General features: G+C 41.7%; 22 protein-coding genes and 1 pseudogene. 16 read left to right on the forward strand and 7 right to left on the reverse strand.

Translation table 11 applies throughout. The annotated features are described in order from the left end of the window. Positions 1–171: 171 nt before the first annotated feature. The 3 genes and pseudogenes from ACF8FD_RS13305 to ACF8FD_RS13315 all read left to right on the forward strand — a co-directional run bounded on the left by ACF8FD_RS13305 (position 172) and on the right by ACF8FD_RS13315 (position 1,850). Entirely contained in the window at positions 172–783 is a 612-nt protein-coding gene (locus ACF8FD_RS13305) for a glutathione S-transferase N-terminal domain-containing protein (RefSeq protein ID WP_176537955.1), read from the forward strand. Between the two features lie 158 nt (positions 784–941). Then, positions 942–1,523: pseudogene (locus tag ACF8FD_RS13310) on the forward strand (NAD(P)H-dependent oxidoreductase). A 15-nt stretch (positions 1,524–1,538) separates the two neighbouring features. Continuing rightward, entirely contained in the window at positions 1,539–1,850 is a 312-nt protein-coding gene (locus tag ACF8FD_RS13315; protein ID WP_078426211.1) for a putative quinol monooxygenase, read from the forward strand. Positions 1,851–1,890: 40 nt separating this feature from the next. On the opposite strand, the gene ACF8FD_RS13320 is transcribed toward ACF8FD_RS13315, so the two are convergent. The 6 genes from ACF8FD_RS13320 to ACF8FD_RS13345 form a co-directional block, all read right to left on the reverse strand. Then, a complete protein-coding gene (locus tag ACF8FD_RS13320; RefSeq protein WP_205667807.1) occupies positions 1,891–2,616 on the reverse strand; it encodes a hypothetical protein in 726 nt (241 codons plus the stop codon). A gap of 180 nt (positions 2,617–2,796) precedes the next feature. Further along, positions 2,797–3,582, reverse strand: a complete 786-nt coding sequence (locus ACF8FD_RS13325) for a thiazole synthase (protein WP_005400610.1) — start codon at positions 3,580–3,582, stop codon at positions 2,797–2,799. 12 nt (positions 3,583–3,594) lie between these two features. Continuing rightward, a complete protein-coding gene (gene thiS, locus ACF8FD_RS13330) occupies positions 3,595–3,792 on the reverse strand; it encodes a sulfur carrier protein ThiS (protein ID WP_004696245.1) in 198 nt (65 codons plus the stop codon). Positions 3,793–3,811: 19 nt separating this feature from the next. After that, positions 3,812–4,177 (reverse strand): DUF423 domain-containing protein, encoded by a 366-nt coding sequence (locus ACF8FD_RS13335; protein WP_004982244.1) that lies wholly within the window; start codon positions 4,175–4,177, stop codon positions 3,812–3,814. Positions 4,178–4,306: 129 nt separating this feature from the next. After that, the gene (gene rpoH / locus ACF8FD_RS13340) at positions 4,307–5,176 is read right to left on the reverse strand and encodes an RNA polymerase sigma factor RpoH (protein ID WP_004982243.1); all 870 of its coding nucleotides are present in this window, start codon (positions 5,174–5,176) and stop codon (positions 4,307–4,309) included. Between the two features lie 138 nt (positions 5,177–5,314). Beyond that, a complete protein-coding gene (locus ACF8FD_RS13345) occupies positions 5,315–5,548 on the reverse strand; it encodes a sulfurtransferase TusA family protein (RefSeq protein ID WP_234304762.1) in 234 nt (77 codons plus the stop codon). 391 nt (positions 5,549–5,939) lie between these two features. Here ACF8FD_RS13345 and ACF8FD_RS13350 point away from each other — a divergent pair, with 391 nt between their 5' ends. Both ACF8FD_RS13350 and rhlB read left to right on the forward strand, forming a co-directional pair. After that, complete coding sequence (locus tag ACF8FD_RS13350; protein WP_004648643.1) at positions 5,940–6,152, forward strand: cold-shock protein; 213 nt, start codon at positions 5,940–5,942, stop codon at positions 6,150–6,152. 97 nt (positions 6,153–6,249) lie between these two features. Then, positions 6,250–7,401: an ATP-dependent RNA helicase RhlB gene (gene rhlB, locus ACF8FD_RS13355; protein WP_005400612.1), complete on the forward strand. Its 1,152-nt coding sequence runs from the start codon at positions 6,250–6,252 to the stop codon at positions 7,399–7,401. Positions 7,402–7,461: 60 nt separating this feature from the next. On the opposite strand, the gene ACF8FD_RS13360 is transcribed toward rhlB, so the two are convergent. Further along, on the reverse strand, positions 7,462–7,842 hold the full coding sequence (locus ACF8FD_RS13360) for a hypothetical protein (RefSeq protein WP_234304763.1): 381 nt from the start codon (positions 7,840–7,842) through the stop codon (positions 7,462–7,464). A 232-nt stretch (positions 7,843–8,074) separates the two neighbouring features. Here ACF8FD_RS13360 and ACF8FD_RS13365 point away from each other — a divergent pair, with 232 nt between their 5' ends. The 11 genes from ACF8FD_RS13365 to ACF8FD_RS13415 all read left to right on the forward strand — a co-directional run bounded on the left by ACF8FD_RS13365 (position 8,075) and on the right by ACF8FD_RS13415 (position 18,938). Then, a complete protein-coding gene (locus tag ACF8FD_RS13365; protein ID WP_005400613.1) occupies positions 8,075–8,650 on the forward strand; it encodes a nitroreductase in 576 nt (191 codons plus the stop codon). A 23-nt stretch (positions 8,651–8,673) separates the two neighbouring features. Continuing rightward, positions 8,674–9,747 (forward strand): NAD(P)H-dependent glycerol-3-phosphate dehydrogenase, encoded by a 1,074-nt coding sequence (locus ACF8FD_RS13370; protein ID WP_058869931.1) that lies wholly within the window; start codon positions 8,674–8,676, stop codon positions 9,745–9,747. Between the two features lie 102 nt (positions 9,748–9,849). Beyond that, positions 9,850–10,305: a phosphoglycerate mutase family protein gene (locus ACF8FD_RS13375; protein WP_005400615.1), complete on the forward strand. Its 456-nt coding sequence runs from the start codon at positions 9,850–9,852 to the stop codon at positions 10,303–10,305. A gap of 29 nt (positions 10,306–10,334) precedes the next feature. Next, complete coding sequence (gspL, locus tag ACF8FD_RS13380; protein ID WP_058869930.1) at positions 10,335–11,474, forward strand: type II secretion system protein GspL; 1,140 nt, start codon at positions 10,335–10,337, stop codon at positions 11,472–11,474. Continuing rightward, positions 11,474–11,953 carry a type II secretion system protein GspM gene (gene gspM / locus ACF8FD_RS13385; protein WP_058869929.1) on the forward strand — a complete coding sequence of 160 codons (480 nt, stop codon included), beginning with the start codon at positions 11,474–11,476 and terminating at the stop codon, positions 11,951–11,953. The genes gspL and gspM overlap by 1 nt, the downstream gene beginning before the upstream one ends. Before the next feature lie 90 nt (positions 11,954–12,043). Continuing rightward, positions 12,044–13,054: a quinone-dependent dihydroorotate dehydrogenase gene (locus tag ACF8FD_RS13390; protein WP_058869928.1), complete on the forward strand. Its 1,011-nt coding sequence runs from the start codon at positions 12,044–12,046 to the stop codon at positions 13,052–13,054. Next, entirely contained in the window at positions 13,051–13,635 is a 585-nt protein-coding gene (locus ACF8FD_RS13395; RefSeq protein WP_004696270.1) for a CvpA family protein, read from the forward strand. Before ACF8FD_RS13390 ends, ACF8FD_RS13395 begins: the two co-directional genes overlap by 4 nt. A 24-nt stretch (positions 13,636–13,659) precedes the next feature. Beyond that, on the forward strand, positions 13,660–15,195 hold the full coding sequence (purF, locus tag ACF8FD_RS13400; RefSeq protein WP_004696272.1) for an amidophosphoribosyltransferase: 1,536 nt from the start codon (positions 13,660–13,662) through the stop codon (positions 15,193–15,195). An 87-nt stretch (positions 15,196–15,282) separates the two neighbouring features. After that, a complete protein-coding gene (locus tag ACF8FD_RS13405) occupies positions 15,283–17,169 on the forward strand; it encodes a M48 family metalloprotease (RefSeq protein WP_392453470.1) in 1,887 nt (628 codons plus the stop codon). Positions 17,170–17,301: 132 nt separating this feature from the next. Further along, positions 17,302–17,967, forward strand: coding sequence for a hypothetical protein (locus ACF8FD_RS13410; RefSeq protein ID WP_004696276.1), 666 nt, complete (start codon positions 17,302–17,304; stop codon positions 17,965–17,967). Between the two features lie 2 nt (positions 17,968–17,969). Then, positions 17,970–18,938, forward strand: a complete 969-nt coding sequence (locus ACF8FD_RS13415; protein WP_392453471.1) for a 2-hydroxyacid dehydrogenase — start codon at positions 17,970–17,972, stop codon at positions 18,936–18,938. The last annotated feature ends 50 nt before the right edge of the window (positions 18,939–18,988 follow it).

An 18,988-nucleotide genomic window follows, 5' to 3' on the forward strand; every position in this document is an offset into this window, starting at 1 on the left:
TTGCAAATTGCAGTGTTGTTGTACTTGAAAAAAAATGTGAATTAGACAATATTCAATAGGCGAACGAATGATTTTTCGTTTACGCTTTTTTGCAATTTACAGGTTTTGATCACTTGAAAGTTTGTTAGAAGCCATTTAAAACAGAGAATAGAGTTATAACAAGGATCAGATATGAAGCTTTATTATGCACCGGGTGCGTGCTCGCTTGCGGCGCACATTATCCTCAATGAAATTAATGTTGACTTTGATTTAGTCCGAGTAGATTTAAAAACACATAAAACAGAAAAAGGTGCTGATTATTACGAAATTAATCCAAAAGGATATGTACCCGCTTTAGAGATTAATCCAGGTTTGATTCTGACTGAAAATGTAGCCATTTTGCCATTTTTAGCACAACATGATCCAAAACAAGATCTTATTCCGCCATCGGGTTTGGGGCGTGCCAAAGTTTTAGAATGGTTAGGTTATTTAAACTCTGAATTGCACGATGCTTATGCCGTTTTCTTTGGTGCGCCATTAGACGCTGTTGCCAAAGAAAAAGCCTATGCAGAGATTGATCGTTTACTTAGTTATATCGACAAACAAATTGGTGAGTCGGATCATGACTATTTGGTCGATGATAATTTTGGCCCCGCAGATGCGTATTTATTTGTCCTCACCAATTGGTCAAATGGCATCGAACATGACTTATCACCGTATAAAAATATTATCTTTATCCGTAATAAAGTGGCTGAACGTCAGTCAGTACAAATTGCAATGCGAGATGAAGGTCTAATTCCTTAATTTTGATGCATTGAAGAAGCGCCGAAAGGCGCTTTTTTTTTATACTTTAAAGTTTATTGTTGATATTTAGTCAATAATATTTTGCAAATTCACTACTTTTTAGCGCAGAACAGAGTCTCTATAGTGCCTACATAGATTTTGGCTTTTAGGCTCTTCCAATGAAAAATATTTTATTAATTAACGGTGCAAAAACCTTTGCACACTCGAATGGTCAGTTAAACGATACCTTAACTGAACTTGCACAAGAGGTGTTGTCAGACTTAGGACATCAGGTTCAAGTGACCCGTGCCGACAGCGAATATGATGCAAAAGCTGAAGTGGAGAAATTTCTGTGGGCAGACACCGTGATTTACCAAATGCCGGGTTGGTGGATGGGTGCACCATGGACTGTGAAAAAATATATCGATGATGTCTTTACCGAAGGGCACGGTAGTCTGTATGCCAATGATGGTCGCTCACGTTCCGATGCTTCAAAAAAGTATGGTTCAGGCGGTCTGATTCACGATAAAAACTATATGCTGTCGTTGACATGGAATGCACCGATGGATGCATTTAACGACGCTGAATAATTTTTTCATGGGGTTGGGGTCGACGGGGTTTATTTACCTTTTCACAAAGCCAATCAATTTTTAGGGATGCAAACCTTACCGACTTTTATTGTCAATGATGTGATTAAAGCACCTGACGTTGAAGCCTATATGGCACAGTACCGTGACCATTTGACGCAAGTTTTTGCTTAATCGGGAGAAGTGACCATGTTAACTGTCATTGCTGAAATTATTTGTCATTCAGAGCAAGATTTTACAACGGTTCTTGATTCATTCAACAACATCCGTGAGCAAGTATTACAAGAGCCCGGTTGCCATCTCTATGATGTGCATATCGACCATCCTGCTGTTGAGAGTCCATTACAAACCAAAGTACCGTTTTCAATCATGATGTATGAAAAATGGGAAAGCATGCAGCATTTAGAAACCCATATGCACAGTGTCAATATGCAGCAACATGCTCAAGCAACCGAAGGTGCAGTTGCTCATGTGCAAATTCGTATTTTAGAAGCGCAATAAGTGATGCATATGAGTTTGACAGCGCTTTTCTTCGCTCTGTTTATTTAAACTCCAGTAGCTCATTGAACTGAACCTGTTCGAGTTTCAATGCGTAGCGCTGTTTGAGTGTTGTCCATTGAACTTTGACAGGTTGTGTTGTTTCAGCAAACTCATTTTCACCTGTCGTATTTTTTACTTTACCTGTCATAAAGTTAATACTTCGCGCCGTGATGTCGCCTGATGCACGGTGGAAATCATCGACATCATAACCAATCAGTTTAAATGCACGGTCTTGGTATCGGAAGGTATACGTGTGATTGGTCACATACCACGAACCACAGCTTAACCAGTAGTGCAGATGAACTTTAAGCACGCCTTTTTGAATGCTTAACGCTTCAGTCTCACCGAGTGGATCAGCGAGGCAAGGGGACTCTATGTCGCCTTCTGTCGGCAAAGTAGTATTAGTCGCCGCAAGTTGATAACCATGCGTTTGCTTCAATAAAACCAAAAGCTTTCGTTCATTGATATTGAGGACATCACTCCCTAAACGATCATTTTTAACAATATGTTCAGGATTGGTGTCTTCAATAATCAGGGCAATATCCGCTTGACCATCTTGGTTTAAATCGCCTTGGACTTTTTCTAAAATCTTCCAGTTTTTTGGCACAAAAGATTGGTAGCTTGTTTTGAGAGTCGGTTTTTCCTCTACTTTGGCCCAAGCATTGCTTGTGAGTGTTATGAACAATAGGGTGTTGAGTATGAGTGTTGGTCTGATCCATTTTTGCATGGGCATCGTTTCCTCTCATTTTTATATGGTTATAGCTGTTAATAAATATGGTTGAGTGTATCAAAGCGTGTGTCGAAATGTCCCTACAAGCTAAGTCAGCATAAAATACTGACTTTATATTGAAATAAATAAAAAAGGACTCCGAAGAATCCTTTTTATCGCTTAAAACAGATTAAGAGATTATTTAAAGAAATAACCTGTTTCTGGTGAGCTTGCATTGGCCATACGTTTGCGAGGCATACGACCTGCGAGGAACGCCTCACGACCAGCTTCAACTGCTTTTTTCATTGCAGAAGCCATTAAAATGGGATGTTGAGCGGCAGCAATCGCGGTATTCATCAACACGCCATCACAGCCGAGTTCCATGGCAATGGCTGCATCGCTTGCCGTCCCCACACCTGCATCTACCAATACTGGCACTTTGGCATTTTCTTTAATGATAGAAATCGTGTGTGGATTCAAAATTCCTAAACCAGAGCCAATCAAACTGCCTAAAGGCATGATGGCAACGCAGCCCATGCTTTCAAGTTCTTGCGCCACAATTGGGTCATCCGAGGTATAGACCATGATTTCAAAACCATCGTCAATCAAGGTACGTGCCGCTTTCAATGTTTCGGTAATGTTTGGATATAGCGTTTTTTCATCGCCCAATACTTCAAGCTTCACCAAGTTATGACCGTCTAATAATTCACGCGCCAACATACAGGTACGCACGGCACTATTGGCATCAAAGCAGCCTGCTGTATTCGGGAGAATGGTGTATTTTTCAGGTGGGACCACGGACAATAAGTTTGGTTGGTCGGGGTGTTGACCAATATTGACGCGACGAATCGCAACCGTCACGATTTCTGCGCCACTGGCTTGGATGGCTAAATCGGTTTCTTGCAGGTCTTTATATTTACCTGTGCCCACCAGTAGACGAGATTGAAATGATCTAGAACCAATGATGAGAGGGCTGTCTTGCATGTGAACTCCGTATTAACCGCCACCGACGGCATGAATAATTTCAATTCGATCCATTGCACAAATTGGAGTGTGTTCCAATTTACTTTTACTAATAATGTTTTCATTTTGCTCAACAGCAAAACGTTTGCCTTCAAGTGCAAAGGTTTGCACCAGTTCAAGCAGGTTTTTACATTCGGTGTGCTGTAGTTCGCCGTTTAAATAAATTTGCATGGTGCTCATCTCTAGTTGTTTACTTGGCATATTTCATGGCATTCCATGCCAGAACCAACCAACCTGCAATCATCAATGCACCACCAATCGGGGTAATCGCACCTAGGCCACGCGGTAAGCCCAATGCCATGACATACAGGGAACCACAGAAAAAGAAGATGCCGACTTGGATCAGTAAAAAGCTGGTTTTGATGGGAAGTTGGGGAATAACTTTGGCCAAAATGCCGAGTGCCAGTAAACCCAGCGCATGGTAAAAAAAGTAATCAGTTGCAGTTTGCCACCAAGCCAATTGGGCTTCAGTAGCACGTGCTTTGAGACCATGTGCGCCAAAGGCACCTAATATAACGGCAAACGCTAAATTCAGCGCTGAAATCGCAATCCACATATGCAATGCTTTACTTATATCACTGTGCGCAACAAAGTAGCATATTTTGAAGAAAGGTTAAAAGACAAAAAGCCTCATTTATTAGTAAAAAGAAAAGGGCATTTCGCCCTTTTCTGTATTGGTATCATCTTAGTTCGATGACATCGCCACTTTAATTTTTTCCATGGCATTTTTTTCAAGCTGACGAATGCGTTCTGCCGAAACATTATATTCAGCAGCTAGTTCGTGCAGTGTCGATTTTTCATCATCTAACCAACGGCGCTGTAAAATATTACGCGAACGGTCATCAAGTTGTTCCATCGCATCATGCAAAGCATTGGTGCTCTGTTCTTCGTAATCTTCTTCTTCAGCCAAACGTGCAGGGTCGTAGCGGTTATCTTCAAGATAGAGCGCAGGTGCAACATGGGTTGAACCTTCATCGTCATCATCGCCCTGAGCTTCAAACGCTGCATCATAAGCAGTTAAACGACCTTCCATTTCCAACACTTGTTCAGGTGTCACATTGAGGTCATTTGCAATCGATTGCGCTTCTTTTAGAGTGAGCTTTTTAGACGATTTTTTTAGACTACGTAAATTAAAGAACAGTTTACGTTGTGCTTTAGTCGTCGCAATTTTGACAATACGCCAGTTACGAATCACATATTCGTGAATTTCTGCTTTAATCCAGTGCACCGCAAAAGAAACCAAGCGTACGCCCATGTTTGGGTCGAAGCGTTTAACGGCTTTCATTAAGCCCAAGTTACCTTCTTGAATGAGGTCACCTTGAGGTAAGCCGTAGCCTGCATAACTGCGGGCAATATGAACCACAAAACGCAGATGCGACATGACTAGAAGTTTAGCGGCATCGAGGTCTTGGTCATAATAGTAGCGTTCAGCTAGCTCTTTTTCTTGTTCCGCTGTCAAAATCGGGATTTGGTTGACAGTACTAATATAAGCGCCCAAGTTTACACCTGGCGCCGATAATGACAGGGGCATCAATTGATTGCTGCTGTCACTCATGTGTTCTCCTTAGGGATTTCATTTTTACCCAACAATTGAATTTATCTTAATCCAATCTTCCACTGAATAATGGAAAATTGGGTATAGAAATGTAAAATTTTATGCAAATGTGAATAGACTTAGTGTAATTGAAAAGAATTAAGATTCAATGAAGTAGTGAAATTCATGCGCATTAATTTGTTTCAAAACGCAAGTTAAATGATGGATTTCGCAATAACGCGTGATATCGATCTGACTGTGCGGATCAGACGATTTTAATAGAAAATGCTGCGCCGGACTCTTCTTAAGTGCGCGTTTAAGCAACAACAGAGGCATAGGACATGGTTGCCCTATTGCATCAATAATGTTGGTATTTTGTTCGATATCACTCATATAGCTAGGGCAGGCTTCACAACATTTAGGTGGGTAGAAATATTAGCAAATTCAGTGCCAAAAACCAAATATTTCATGTGTTATAGGCCTATAGTCGCTATATCTAAAATTACAAATAACTAGTTAAAAAATATGCTGAATTAAAAAGACGATTAATCAAAAAAAAGGGTATGAATTGTTTTTAACCCATGTTAAGCTCGTCGCGTACTGGGATTTAACACAACCATAAATTGTTTTAAATCCTATTTTACAAATGGATGTAACCGGGATTTTGTTAATAGTTATACAGAATGATTACAAGCTTAGAAATAATAAATATTTTTAAACCTTGTTTGGTCTGCTGTTTGCAACACCGGGTGGTCCTTCTTTTAGATACAATGAGGATTAACTTATGACAGCTCGTGAACAAGGCGTAGTTAAATGGTTCAACGACACTAAAGGCTTCGGCTTTATCCAACGCAATGGCGGCGACGATGTATTCGTTCACTTCCGTGCAATCCAAGGCGACGGCCACCGTTCACTACGTGACGGCCAACGCGTTGAATTCAGCGTTGTAAAAGGTCAAAAAGGCTTCCAAGCTGAAGAAGTACAACCTTTAGACTAATTGTCTGAGCGTACTTTAAAACGCCCCAATGTAAATTGGGGCGTTTTTGTTTATACTACAGATCAATTTTCGTGATTTTTCGTCAGAGCGCACTTATATGTCATCAGGTTTTGAAACCTTAAATTTACATCCTCAACTTAAACGAGCTATTGATGCTTTAGGTTTTAAGGATATGACGCCTATTCAGCAAAAGGTTTTAAAATTCACTTTGGCGGGACACGATGCAATTGGCCGTGCGCAAACAGGGACTGGTAAAACAGCAGCATTTTTGGTGAGCGTGATTAACGACTTGCTGAATAACCCGATTCAAGAGCAGCGCTACCGCGGTGAACCTCGTGCCTTGATTTTAGCACCGACCCGAGAGCTTGCATTGCAAATTGAAAGCGATGCGAAAGAACTCACAAAATTCTCAGATTTACATGTCGTGACGCTTTTAGGCGGCGTTGACTTTGATAAACAAAAAGCACAACTCGATAAAAAACCTGTCGATATTATGGTGGCGACGCCAGGTCGTCTGATTGACTTTGTTGAGCAAAAAGAAGTTTGGCTCGACCAGATTGAGTTTTTAGTGATTGATGAAGCCGATCGCTTATTGGATATGGGCTTTATTCCTTCAGTCAAACGCATTGTTCGTTTCTCACCGCGTAAGGAACAGCGTCAAACTCTGATGTTCTCTGCAACGTTTAGTTACGATGTTTTAAACCTTGCGCAGCAGTGGTTGTTTGAACCTGTAACTGTTGAAATTGAGCCAGAGAAGAAGACCAATGCGGACGTTGAACAACGTGTCTACATGGTGGCAAAGTCTGATAAATATAAATTGCTACAAGACATTCTGCGTGATGAGCCCATTGAAAAAGTGATGATTTTCGCAAATCGTCGCGATCAAGTGCGTAAACTCTATGACAACTTAAAGCGTGATGGCTATAAAGTGGTGATGTTGTCAGGTGAAATCGCACAAGACAAACGTTTGAAAATGCTGGATCAATTTAAAAATGGTCAACATAACATCATGATTGCAACCGATGTTGCAGGTCGTGGTATCCATGTGGATGGTGTATCGCATGTGGTAAATTTCACCTTACCTGAACAGTCGGATGACTATGTACACCGTATTGGTCGTACAGGTCGTGCAGGTACGCGTGGTGTGAGTATTAGTTTCTTATCTGAAGATGATGCATTCTATCTACCAGAAATTGAAAAAGCCATTGGGCAAAAACTACCACTGACACGTTTAGAAGGTTATTGCTAATCGTTTGACGTGATTGGTGTAAAAAAACCGCTCAGATGAGCGGTTTTTTTGATGGTATCTTTATTTTGCTTTACACGAAAAAGTCAGGATTGTTTGATAGTCACTGTCTTGGTTAATGCCTGAGTTTGTACCCGAAATAGAATCCAGTACTGAAGCGGCTGCTTGGATCATTTTTCCAGTTTCATCGCTCACCACGCCTTTTAAAGCGCCTTGATATTCGGTTTTTTCATCACTCACAATCGCCGTTGCTTTAGAGCCACACGTTTTAGCTGCTGCTTCAATGGCGTTGTTTTTTGCAATCAATGCAGTTTTACCAATACCCGTAACTTCGTATTGATTGTCAGCTTTTTGGATCGCTAAAGAGTTGCTTGGTGTCGATGCGCAAGCGCTTAGAAGTAGTGTTAGTGCTGCTGCTCCAGCAATAGCGATATTCTTTTTCATTTCATACCCCAGTCATGTTTTATTAAATCATTGTTTATTGGAACATAGCTTGTCGGATGAATCATGTAAGAAATGTATGAAAAATGCAGTCTTATCGAACAGTTTAAAAAGTGCTCAGGATTTTAAAATTAGTTTTGCTGAAACTGGGTATTTCATACTGAAGCGCTAGAGCAAACTTTTCAGAGTGTGCTACTCTAAAACGTATTGTTTAATTTGAAAGATTAAGAGCCTAATGACGGAACTCGCGGTAGATATCGTTCACCAGAATATGCATCAACGTCAATCGATTGGCCATTTGGTCGAGCCTGCTCCCAATGCAGAACAATTAGAGCGGGCATTTCAAGCCGCATTGACTGCACCAGATCATCATCGTTTAAAGCCGACACGTTTTATCGTAATTGCTGAAGATCAACGTGAGGCATTTGGTGAGTTATTGTCACAAGCCTTGGCTGATTTGGGCGAAACGGAATCAGCACAGTTAGAGCGTGTTAAAAATCATCCTTTTCGTGCCCCATTACTGGTTTTGGCACTGACTAAATTTCAATCGCATCCGAAAGTCCCTAATTTTGAGCAGACTTTAAGTAGTGGGGCTGCTATTCAGAATTTTATTTTGTCCTTACAAGCTCAAGGTTTTTCGAGTATGTGGCGTAGTGGGGCAGTGGTGGAATCGGTGCATTTCAAACAGGTTTTAGGCCTTAGTGCAGATGATTTGATCTCAGGTATTTTATATATTGGTACGGCAGTTAAAGCGATTCCACCACGTGCTGAAATTCAAACCCAAGATTATGTAAGTTATTGGAATCAATAGTTCCATTTTAGGATATAAAAATAATGTCAGAGTTAAAGTTTTCAGATTTGGTTGAACCTGTAGCAGTAGATCAAAAAACGGCACTACGTATTACAGTTTTGGGTGGTGGTAGTTTTGGGACGGCCATGGCGAATACCGCGGTTCGTAATGGCTGCGATACCATGATTTGGATTCGTGATGAAGCCGTTGCAGCTGATATCAATGCAACGCATATAAATAAACGCTATTTGCCCGATTTTAAACTTGAAGATGGTTTACGTGCAGTTTCAAATATAGAAGAGGCTGTTCGTGATCGCGACATTATTTTGGTGGCGATTCCGAGTCATTCTTTCCGTGATGTCCTTAAACAAATTAAACCGTTTATTACTTCGCAAGCAGTGGTGTCTTTGACCAAGGGTATTGAAGCGAATACTTTTAGTTTTATGAGTGATATTATTCGCTCAGAGTTACCAGAAGTGCCTTATGGCGTGTTATCTGGGCCAAACTTAGCCAAGGAAATTGTGGCAGGACAACCGGCTGGGACGGTCATAGCAAGCCAGTCTGACTTAGTACGTTATGCGGTACAGCAAGCTTTGCATAGTGCCTTGTTCCGTGTTTTCGCCAGTGATGACGTGCATGGTGTAGAACTCGGCGGTGCGCTTAAAAACATTTATGCGGTTGCGATGGGAATGGCTGCTGCGTATAAAGTCGGTGAAAATACCAAGAGTATGATTTTGACTCGTGCTTTGGCGGAAATGAGTCGTTTTGCTGTGAAGTTAGGGGCAAATCCACTGACTTTCTTAGGTTTGTCTGGTGTCGGAGATTTATTCGCAACCTGTAGCAGCCCACTGAGTCGCAACTATCAAGTCGGTTTTGCACTGGGTCAAGGCAAGAGCTTGGAACAGGCGACCACTGAATTGGGACAAACAGCAGAAGGCATTAACACCATTGTACAAGTCAAAGCACGTTCTGAAGAGCTAGATGTGTATATGCCGATTACTAGCGCTTTATACAGTGTTATTTTTGAAAATGCGCCACCAATGACAATTGCATTATCCTTAATGAAAAATGGGCACCGCAGTGATGTGGAGTTTGTTTTGCCGCATCATGAGGTTTAAAGTCACTTAAAAAACGAAATAAAATGAGCGTTTAAGTGGGTAGAATGACTGAATTGTCATAAAAATTAATTAAAATAATCAGGATTTGAATAAGGATTTTTTATGCAACTGACTTTGGTCCGTCATGGCGAAGCTGCACCACCGATCATGGGGAATGACACTAAACGCCCACTCACTGAACGTGGGCATGCACAGGCAGAGCAAACTGCTGACTTTTTAAAGTCACGGATCCAACCTGATGTCTTTGTGGTTAGCCCATTGCTGCGTGCGCAGGAAACATTGGCACACATTAAACAGCACTTTGCTGATGTACCTGTTGTAATCTGTAATACCATTAAGCCGGATGATGATGCAAAAGCGGCTGTGGAATGGTTATCACATTTGCCGTATGAGTCTATTGTAGTGGTGTGTCATATGAATGTGGTGGCACATATGGCCTCGATTTTGGTGACAGAATCTTTCAATCCTTATGCTTTGGCTGAAGCGCGGATTTATGAGCAAGCAGTTATCGCGGAAGGCTTGTCGACACAAACAAAAGCATTTATACCTAGCATATAAAAACCAATTAAAACGGCAGAATATAATACATGTTGCAAATTTGGATGCCCGAAGCCGATGGAACATGGCACTGGTCTATAGGGGAAAGATGGCAATCTGCTCATACACTTGAGCAATTGATCCAAGATATACAGGCGCATCATGGTGAGGAGGCAACTGTTTTCTTTCCAAGCCGTGATGTGCAAATTATTCAGCAAAATATGCCTAAGGCCCAATACAAGCAGTTGGGGGCTGAAGGTGTGAAGTATTTGCTCGAAGAATATACATTGAGCTCAATCGAACAGATGAAAGTATTACATCACTTTCAAGCACCTGAGCAACTCACTGTTTTGGGTATTTCAAAGCATCGTTTAGAGACTTTGCAGCATGCCTTGAGTTTGATTCCTGTGAAGCTGGTCAGTCTATTGCCTGATTTTCTGATTTTGCCTGTACCTGATGCAGAACAGGTAATCTTGGGCTATGTTGAAGAGCGACTTCTGTTTCGCTCTAATACTTGGTTGGGCGGATCAATTGATGATCTTGCTGTATTTTTAGATTATCAAGCAGCCAATCAAAAATATAAAATTTGTAACTTTAGTGCTTCGCACATGCATAGCTTAAACGCCAGTGTGACGCAGGAGCAGCTTGAGTCGTTCCATTATGAATGGACGGCATTGCCAAGAGCAAAACAATATCCATGGAATCTTTTGCCGAAGGTGAAAGAGCAACATGTTTCAACGGGCTATTGGAAAGCCTGTGCAGCGGTATTGGTTGCGTTGATTGTGACCCAACTGACCTACGATGCGACGCGTTGGTATCAAAATAAAAAGCTTGCAGAGCAAGTGGCTGTGCAAGCAGTCGATCAATTTAAATATTGGTTTGGTGCGAATTATCCTGTGACTGAGCAAACCCTGCGAAGCCAGTTTGAATATCAACTGAATATGAATAAACAAGCTGATGCTCAAGCTTTGTCTTTATTGAGTCGTGTTGGCCCTGTGCTCATGCAACAGCAAATTGTGGCAAATCAGGTGATGTATGAAGCAAATAGCTTAAATATGCAACTTAAAGCTAACTCGGCAGAGGCTTTACAAACACTCACTCAGCAGCTTAATCAACAGGGTTTTCAGGTTGAGTTAGGTAATATTCAGCCGACCACGGGTGGGGCAATTGGAATGGTGAAAATACAATAATGAAAGCCATGCAAAATTTACAAACTGTTTTGGATCAGCGTTTAGAGCTGATCAGTACTTATTTTGATCGCCTTACACCGCGCGACCGTGTATTAGCCATCTTCTTGGTCATTTTCGTATTGGTGAACTCGATAGGGGCTGCACTTTGGTATACCCATGCTGCGGCAGATAAACAGCAAAAACGCGTGAACCAGCTCAAAGAAACCATGACATGGATGCAGAGCAATGCAGTCACCATGAAATCGAGCTCAGATGGGCAACTGACTCCGATGGAGCAGATTCAACGTATTGCACAGCAGCAAGGTTTGTCGGTTGCTTCGCAGCAGAATGCTGAACAAATTCAGTTGGTGGTAAGCCATGCAAACTATGTGGTGTTGGCCAACTTTTTGACCCAACTAACGCAAAATGGTTTGAGTATTGAAAAAATGGAGTTGGTCTCAGATGCAGGGCAGATTAAATTATCGGCTAGCGTTAAATAATCGCTAAAAATAAAGCCAGACGAAGCATGGTGTTTTAGCTAGGCTATGCCTATAATATGGCGACTTAAAAAGCAGTAGACTTTTACAGATATGTTGTATTCTCTTGCCCGCCCTTTGTTGTTTACTTTAGCACCAGAGCGTGCACATGAGCTAACACTATCGCTATTGAAATCAACGCATAAGCTAGGCTTAATGCGTCAAAATATAGCGGCTAAACCGGTGACATGTATGGGCATCGAGTTTCCCAATCCTGTAGGTTTGGCTGCTGGTCTAGATAAAAATGGTGCTTATATTGATGCACTGGCAGGTCTAGGGTTTGGTTTTATTGAAATTGGAACCATTACTCCACGTCCACAGCAGGGTAATCCTTTACCGCGTTTATTCCGTATCCCACAAGCTAAAGCCATTATTAACCGTATGGGTTTTAACAACGCTGGTGTGGATCAATTGATTGAAAATGTCAAAGCGGCAAAATTTAAAGGTGTTTTGGGGATTAATATCGGCAAAAATGCGGATACCCCAGTCGAAAATGCAGTAGATGACTATCTCATTTGTTTAGAAAAAGTCTATAACTATGCGTCTTATATTACTGTTAACATTTCTTCTCCAAATACTAAAAACCTGCGTAGTTTGCAAAGTGGTGATGCTTTAACCGAGCTGCTAGAGACGCTGAAAAAACGTCAGTTAGAGTTGGCTGAAGAGCAGCAGCACTATGTACCCTTGGTGTTGAAAGTTGCGCCGGATTTGGAAGCGGAAGATATTCAATTTATTGCGAAACAACTGCTTCAGTTTAAAATTGATGGGTTGATTGTAACCAATACGACTTTGTCTCGTGAAGGGGTGGAAAACTTACCTTTTGGTGATGAAGCGGGTGGTTTATCTGGTGCGCCTGTGTTTGAGAAAAGTACAGCGTGTTTAAAAGCCTTTGCTGAGGTTGTAAAAGGTCAGATTCCTTTGATTGGTGTGGGTGGGATTTTGTCGGGTGAGCAGGCGCTTGCAAAACAAAATGCAGGGGCAAACCTTGTACAAGTTTATAGTGGCCTCATCTATACAGGACCAACCTTAATTCAAGACTGCGTCTCTGCAATGAAAACAACATGAATGCCATTGATATCTTCATATTGATTGTATTGCTCATTGGAGGGCTCAACGGTTTGCGTCAAGGATTTGTTAAAGCCTTTGCGAACTTGATAGGATGGATTTTAGCGCTGATTGTTGGTGCTAAATTTGCAAGTGTCCTAGCACCTTCGATGGTCTCACTCAGTGAAGATCCAGTGGTTCAAAAAATTGCAGCTTTTGCATTTATTGTATTGGTTATTGTGGTTTTGACGTGGATTGTCACGGCATTACTGAATAACATATTGAAGAGTTTAAAACTCGGGCCTTTGAATCGATTAGCCGGCGGTGCTTTTGGTTCATTAAAAGGGTTGTTAATTGTTCTGATTACGATGCAAGGTGTGGGTTCTTGGGTTGAAAGTTCTCCATACTGGAGACAATCCAAATTTGTCCAAACACTTTTGCCTTACGCGCCTTGGGCGATGGAGCTTTCTAAAGAGGCTGCAAGCGAGGCGATGTCACATATCAAGTCTAAAGATACACATGTATCTTCAGATTCTTCACCGAAAATTTCCTCGAAAAATGCTGAGGGACAGGGTGAGTCAACAAATAATCCTTTTTATTAATCCTAGCTTGTCTGCGAGGTTGCTATGTGTGGAGTAGTTGGTATAGCTGGTAAATCAGCTGTTAACCAAATGTTGTTTGATGCATTAACGATGTTACAACATCGTGGGCAAGATGCAGCTGGGATAGTAACCTGCCACGAAGGTCGTTTATTTTTACGTAAAGACAATGGCATGGTTCGTGATGTGTTCCACACTCGCCATATGCGTGCATTACAAGGTAATTATGGTATTGGTCATGTGCGTTATCCTACAGCGGGTTCGTCGAGCAGCGCTGAAGCGCAGCCCTTCTATGTGAACTCACCTTACGGGATCACGTTGGCGCATAATGGTAACTTAACCAATGCTGAAGAAATTCATGACGATCTGTTCAAAACAGACTTACGTCATATGAATACGGATTCAGACTCAGAAGTACTGTTAAACGTATTTGCGCATGAGTTGCAAAAACGCGGCAAATTGATGCCTACAGCAGACGATATCTTCCATGTGGTTAGTAAAGTACATGAGCGCTGTAAAGGTGGTTATGCCGTGGTTGCAATGCTTACTGGGCATGGCTTAGTCGGCTTCCGTGATCCAAATGGTATTCGTCCACTGATTTACGGTTCGCGTGAAACTGATGCTGGTATGGAATATATCATTGCATCTGAGTCTGTCGCTATTACGGCACTCGGCTTTAAAGTTGAGCGTGATATTGCGCCGGGTGAAGCGATCTTTATCGACTCACAAGGGCAGATGTTTACCAAGCAGTGTGCTGAAGCGCCTGAATACCGCCCATGTATTTTTGAATATGTTTACTTTGCGCGTCCAGATGCGATTATTGATGGCATTTCAGTCTACAAAGCACGTTTAAAAATGGGCGAAAAGCTTGCGCAGAAAATCCTGACGGAGTGGAGTGAAGAGCACGATATTGATGTCGTGATCCCAATTCCAGATACATCGCGTACCTCTGCACTTGAACTGGCAAATATGTTGGGCGTGAAGTTCCGTGAAGGCTTTATGAAGAACCGCTACATTGGCCGTACCTTCATTATGCCGGGTCAGCAATTGCGTAAAAAATCAGTACGTCAAAAGTTGAACCCTGTTGAACTTGAGTTCCAAGGTAAAAATGTACTTTTGGTGGATGACTCGATTGTACGTGGTACTACGTGTAACGAAATTATCCAAATGGCACGTGATGCGGGTGCGAAAAAAGTCTTCTTTGCTTCTGCTGCGCCGATGGTGAAATATCCAAATGTGTATGGCATTGATATGCCAGCAAAAGAAGAGCTGATTGCATCTGAGCGTACAGTTGAAGAAATTCGTGAAATTATTGGTGCAGATCGTCTAATTTTCCAAGATTTGGAAGACTTAAAAGCAGCTGTGCGTACCAGCAAAGTGCCAGATTTACAAGAGTTTGATTGCTCGGTATTTGATGGTAAATATGTTGCTGGTGGTATCGATGAAGCTTATTTAGATGAATTACAAGCGAAACGTCGTGAAACATCGAAAAAGAAAGACAGCTATATTGATGTCAATATTGATGCAGCTTCCGTTGATTTGACAGGTGTGAAAGAAGTCTAATTGATTTAGATTTGAGAAAAGCGGGAGTTTCCCGCTTTTTTCATTTATGATGGTTTGATTCAAACAATGTAAGAAAAGGGATTTACATTGAAGGGTGTAAGTTATTCAATCATAAAGAATAAAAACATGTTGTGGTCTGCCAGTATCTGCTTGCTGGCGGTACTTTTGTCGCTATTTATTTTAAATACTGTGGCTGGGCTGCTGGTTTTTTATTTTGATTCGAGTCAAAGCATTTTTTGGCACAGCTTGAGTATTTATATCATTGGTTTATTGCTCTTGGTGATGAGTTATTCCGTGGTATATGAGTTGTATGTGTTCCGTTCGGGTGGACACAGTCTTGCCAAGCAACTGCGTGCACGACGTTTAAGTTTGATTGAAAGTACACCAGAAGAAAGTATTGCGCTGAAAATTACAGAAAAATTAGCTGATACTTTTTTAATTGAAACACCTGCTGTCTATGTTTTGCCCGATGAGGTGGGCGTAAATGCCTTAACCGCTGGTTTTGATCCCAAAGATATTGTGATTATTTTAACGTGGGGCGCACTGCAAAACCTCGATGAACTTGAGCTGACGGGGTTATTGAATCATGAGTTTAATCAAATTTTATCGGGTGAGACCGCTGAAAATACACGGCTAAAAATTTTATATAGTGCCCTCACGACCTTCAGTCAGTGGGGCAGTAAAATTGCTAAATTAGGCTTTTCAACCCATCATAAAAAGTCGCAAAGTTTTGAAACTACTTTTGTCGCAACAGGTGGTGTGATCTGGCTGATTGGTAGTTTGGGGGTGCTGGTTACCCGCTGCATTAAGTTTCTGACGTTGGGGGGGCGTACTTTAAAAAATGATATGAAAACACGTCGCCTGATGCAAAATGATGCCAATATTCAAACCCTCATGCGTATCTATGTGCATCACGCAGGTTCGCAAATTCACAGTGAATACTCTGAGTCGATTGCACACATGTGTTTTGCCAACTCATTAAGTGCACAAAGTTGGATGAATATTCATCCAAGTATTGAAGAACGTATTTATGAAATGAATCCGAATTTGGTTCAAGACATACAGTTGGAAAATCTAGAAAAACTGCGCAACCGTCCGTTATTTGGTTTGTTTCGTTCCTTAGAAGAGCAGTACGCGGATTTTCAAGCCCCTTGGACTTCACCGCAGCCTTTGCCCTTATTACGACTGTCTCCGATTAGTTTTGCCATTAAAGATGCGATTAAACCGCTCAACCCTGAAGTGCGTGCGCATATTGAACGTCCAGAGTTAATTCAGCGTGCTTTACAGACCGCAACAGGCTCACGCGAGCTCATGGTCGCAATTCTCATGATTCGCCAATTCCGTGAGTTTATTCCTGCTGAGGCTGAAGTGAGTCGTGCCATTGTTGATTCATTGTTAAACCTAGATGGTCGTGTTCATATTTCAATTTTTCATGAGGCATGCCGAAATATTGGTGGCATGCCAGCAACAATTGCACGCCAGTTTTTATTAAAGTTGGCGAGGATTATTCAAGAAGACGGTGAAATTGGACTGTTGGATGCACTGCTACTTGAACGGGTTAAGTTTGAGCTGAATTTGTTGCCTGTACATACACCTGCGGCCCTAGATGAAGTTAAACCGCAGATTGTGCGTTTAATTGATGCTTTGTTACATGTGCAACAAATCAATAGTGAAACACAGCTGGAAGTACGAGAGAAAATTTTGCGCCGAGTTTTAACTGTACAAGAGTTGGAGCAGTATGCGGAAATTTCAGATGAGCCGATTGATTTGGCCGAAATTTTAAATGATATGGCGGGGTTGCTGCTGCGGGATCGTTTGAGTATTTTGGGGGTGGCTGAAATTTGTTTATGGAATGACCGCATTATTACTCAAGATGAGCAGGATGTTTTGGAGTTGCTTTATTGGCGTCTCGGTTTTGACAGTGAAGAGATCGTTGAGCAAATGCAAAAGAAGAATCGCTTGATGATTGTTTAATTGAGTGGTGAATTTGGCCTTGAGCATGTTCTTGATATTTGCCTAGTGTCTATGCGAATAAAATGTGAAAAGAACAGCATCTCTAGGCATTTCTCGATAGAATATGCACTGAATGAAGTGTGAAGGTATAAGATGATCGGGCATCAGCGTGAGGTTTTGGCGAGTTTAGGAATTGATTTGTGGGTTCCTGATTTTTTGCCGTCTCAACAAAATGTAGCCACATCGATCTGGCGAGATCAAAGCGCGACTGAGATTATTTCTGAAATTGTGCGACCTCAATCTCAGCCCGAAGCCAAAAGCATTCCTGAACCTCCACTTGTACAGAATAAGCTTCCACATCCAGCGCCTCCTGCTGAAATTGCAACGCAGCCGATTGAACAAGAAGTTGTTACAGGATTAAAAGAAGAAATTGTCCGAGAGGCCATCCATGTTGAGGCTTTTCAGTTGCAAGCTGTTTCCTTGGAGCACTGCGCCTTGGTCATTGAAGCGACACAATTGAGCGTGGAGCAGCAACAGCTGTGGCAAAATATTGTGCAAGCCTTACCTGCGCAAAAGTATGCGCTGAATTGGCCTTTTCCTTTGTTGAATTTCCAAGATGGGCGCGGCGTTCAGAGTTATATTCAAGGTTTCATTGATGGTGTAAGTCAGGGTAAAACTGTTATTGCATTGGGCTTTATACCAAATGCTAATAGTATAAAAGTCACACAATCAGCAAGCTTACAAGAAATGCTTGATCAGCCATTACTTAAAAAAGCCCTGTGGCACATGATGCGAGCAAAACAACAAAATATGGAATAGGTATGAAGCAGAAAGTCGTTGTTTTTAGTCAAATAGATGCAGAAGTATTACAGCGCCTAGAGCAGCGTTATCATGTGGTGGTCATCAATCCGAAAGTAGGTGATGTAAATACGCAAATCCGCGAGCAAGTTGCGGATGCGGATGCCATGATTGGTGCAGGGCGTTTACTTAATCAAAACAACCTAGAAACGGCGAAACAGCTCAAAATTATATCTAGTGTTAGTGTTGGCTATGACAACTATGATCTGAACTACTTAAACCAAGCAAAAATTTGGCTCAGCCACACCCCTCATGTGCTAACTGAAACCACTGCCGATTTGGCCTTTACGTTGTTGATGAGTGCGGCGCGTCAAGTGCCTTATTTGGATCAATGGACCAAAACAGGTCAGTGGTCGCGTACTGTCGGGCAGGCACAATTTGGTCAGGAAATTTTTGGTCAAACATTGGGTATTATTGGCTTAGGAAATATTGGTGCGGCAATTGCGCGACGTGGTTTTCATGGTTTTAATATGAATATTTTGTATCACGGGCGCCGAGAAAAATTAGAATTGGCTCAGCCATTAAATGCACGTTTTTGCGAATTAGATGAGCTGTTAGAGCAATCGGACTTCATTGTTGTGGCGGTTGATCTAAACGCGAATACGCAGCATTTGATTGATGCAGAAGCATTTAAGAAAATGCAATCTCATGCCGTCTTTGTAAATATTTCGCGTGGTGCCGTAGTAGATGAGCAGGCACTCATTCAGGCCTTGGAGCAAAAGCAAATTTTTGCAGCTGGGTTGGATGTTTATGAAAAAGAACCCTTGCAAGATTCAGCACTGTTCCAGCTGCATAATGTGGTAACGCTGCCGCATATTGGTTCTGCAACGTCTGTAACACGTAAAAAAATGTCAGAGTTGGCTTACCAAAACTTGGTGAAAGCATTGGAAGGTGGTCAACCTCAATATGTGGTGAATCCTGAATTTAGATAAAGAATTGATAACACTTCATTGCATTTTCATTCAATTATCAATGTTATAGT

The organism is Acinetobacter sp. TYF_19 (genome assembly GCF_043105125.1).
Classification (GTDB): Bacteria; Pseudomonadota; Gammaproteobacteria; order Pseudomonadales; family Moraxellaceae; genus Acinetobacter; species Acinetobacter johnsonii.

Bases quoted from the DNA above. Each gene is read 5' to 3' on its own strand.
- ACF8FD_RS13305 (WP_176537955.1), top strand. From the start codon at position 172: ATGAAGCTTTATTATGCACCGGGTGCGTGCTCGCTTGCGGCGCACATT.
- ACF8FD_RS13315 (WP_078426211.1), top strand. From the start codon at position 1,539: ATGTTAACTGTCATTGCTGAAATTATTTGTCATTCAGAGCAAGATTTT.
- ACF8FD_RS13320 (WP_205667807.1), bottom strand. From the start codon at position 2,616: ATGCAAAAATGGATCAGACCAACACTCATACTCAACACCCTATTGTTC.
- ACF8FD_RS13325 (WP_005400610.1), bottom strand. From the start codon at position 3,582: ATGCAAGACAGCCCTCTCATCATTGGTTCTAGATCATTTCAATCTCGT.
- thiS (WP_004696245.1), bottom strand. From the start codon at position 3,792: ATGCAAATTTATTTAAACGGCGAACTACAGCACACCGAATGTAAAAAC.
- ACF8FD_RS13335 (WP_004982244.1), bottom strand. From the start codon at position 4,177: ATGTGGATTGCGATTTCAGCGCTGAATTTAGCGTTTGCCGTTATATTA.
- rpoH (WP_004982243.1), bottom strand. From the start codon at position 5,176: ATGAGTGACAGCAGCAATCAATTGATGCCCCTGTCATTATCGGCGCCA.
- ACF8FD_RS13345 (WP_234304762.1), bottom strand. From the start codon at position 5,548: ATGAGTGATATCGAACAAAATACCAACATTATTGATGCAATAGGGCAA.
- ACF8FD_RS13350 (WP_004648643.1), top strand. From the start codon at position 5,940: ATGACAGCTCGTGAACAAGGCGTAGTTAAATGGTTCAACGACACTAAA.
- rhlB (WP_005400612.1), top strand. From the start codon at position 6,250: ATGTCATCAGGTTTTGAAACCTTAAATTTACATCCTCAACTTAAACGA.
- ACF8FD_RS13360 (WP_234304763.1), bottom strand. From the start codon at position 7,842: ATGAAAAAGAATATCGCTATTGCTGGAGCAGCAGCACTAACACTACTT.
- ACF8FD_RS13365 (WP_005400613.1), top strand. From the start codon at position 8,075: ATGACGGAACTCGCGGTAGATATCGTTCACCAGAATATGCATCAACGT.
- ACF8FD_RS13370 (WP_058869931.1), top strand. From the start codon at position 8,674: ATGTCAGAGTTAAAGTTTTCAGATTTGGTTGAACCTGTAGCAGTAGAT.
- ACF8FD_RS13375 (WP_005400615.1), top strand. From the start codon at position 9,850: ATGCAACTGACTTTGGTCCGTCATGGCGAAGCTGCACCACCGATCATG.
- gspL (WP_058869930.1), top strand. From the start codon at position 10,335: ATGTTGCAAATTTGGATGCCCGAAGCCGATGGAACATGGCACTGGTCT.
- gspM (WP_058869929.1), top strand. From the start codon at position 11,474: ATGAAAGCCATGCAAAATTTACAAACTGTTTTGGATCAGCGTTTAGAG.
- ACF8FD_RS13390 (WP_058869928.1), top strand. From the start codon at position 12,044: ATGTTGTATTCTCTTGCCCGCCCTTTGTTGTTTACTTTAGCACCAGAG.
- ACF8FD_RS13395 (WP_004696270.1), top strand. From the start codon at position 13,051: ATGAATGCCATTGATATCTTCATATTGATTGTATTGCTCATTGGAGGG.
- purF (WP_004696272.1), top strand. From the start codon at position 13,660: ATGTGTGGAGTAGTTGGTATAGCTGGTAAATCAGCTGTTAACCAAATG.
- ACF8FD_RS13410 (WP_004696276.1), top strand. From the start codon at position 17,302: ATGATCGGGCATCAGCGTGAGGTTTTGGCGAGTTTAGGAATTGATTTG.
- ACF8FD_RS13415 (WP_392453471.1), top strand. From the start codon at position 17,970: ATGAAGCAGAAAGTCGTTGTTTTTAGTCAAATAGATGCAGAAGTATTA.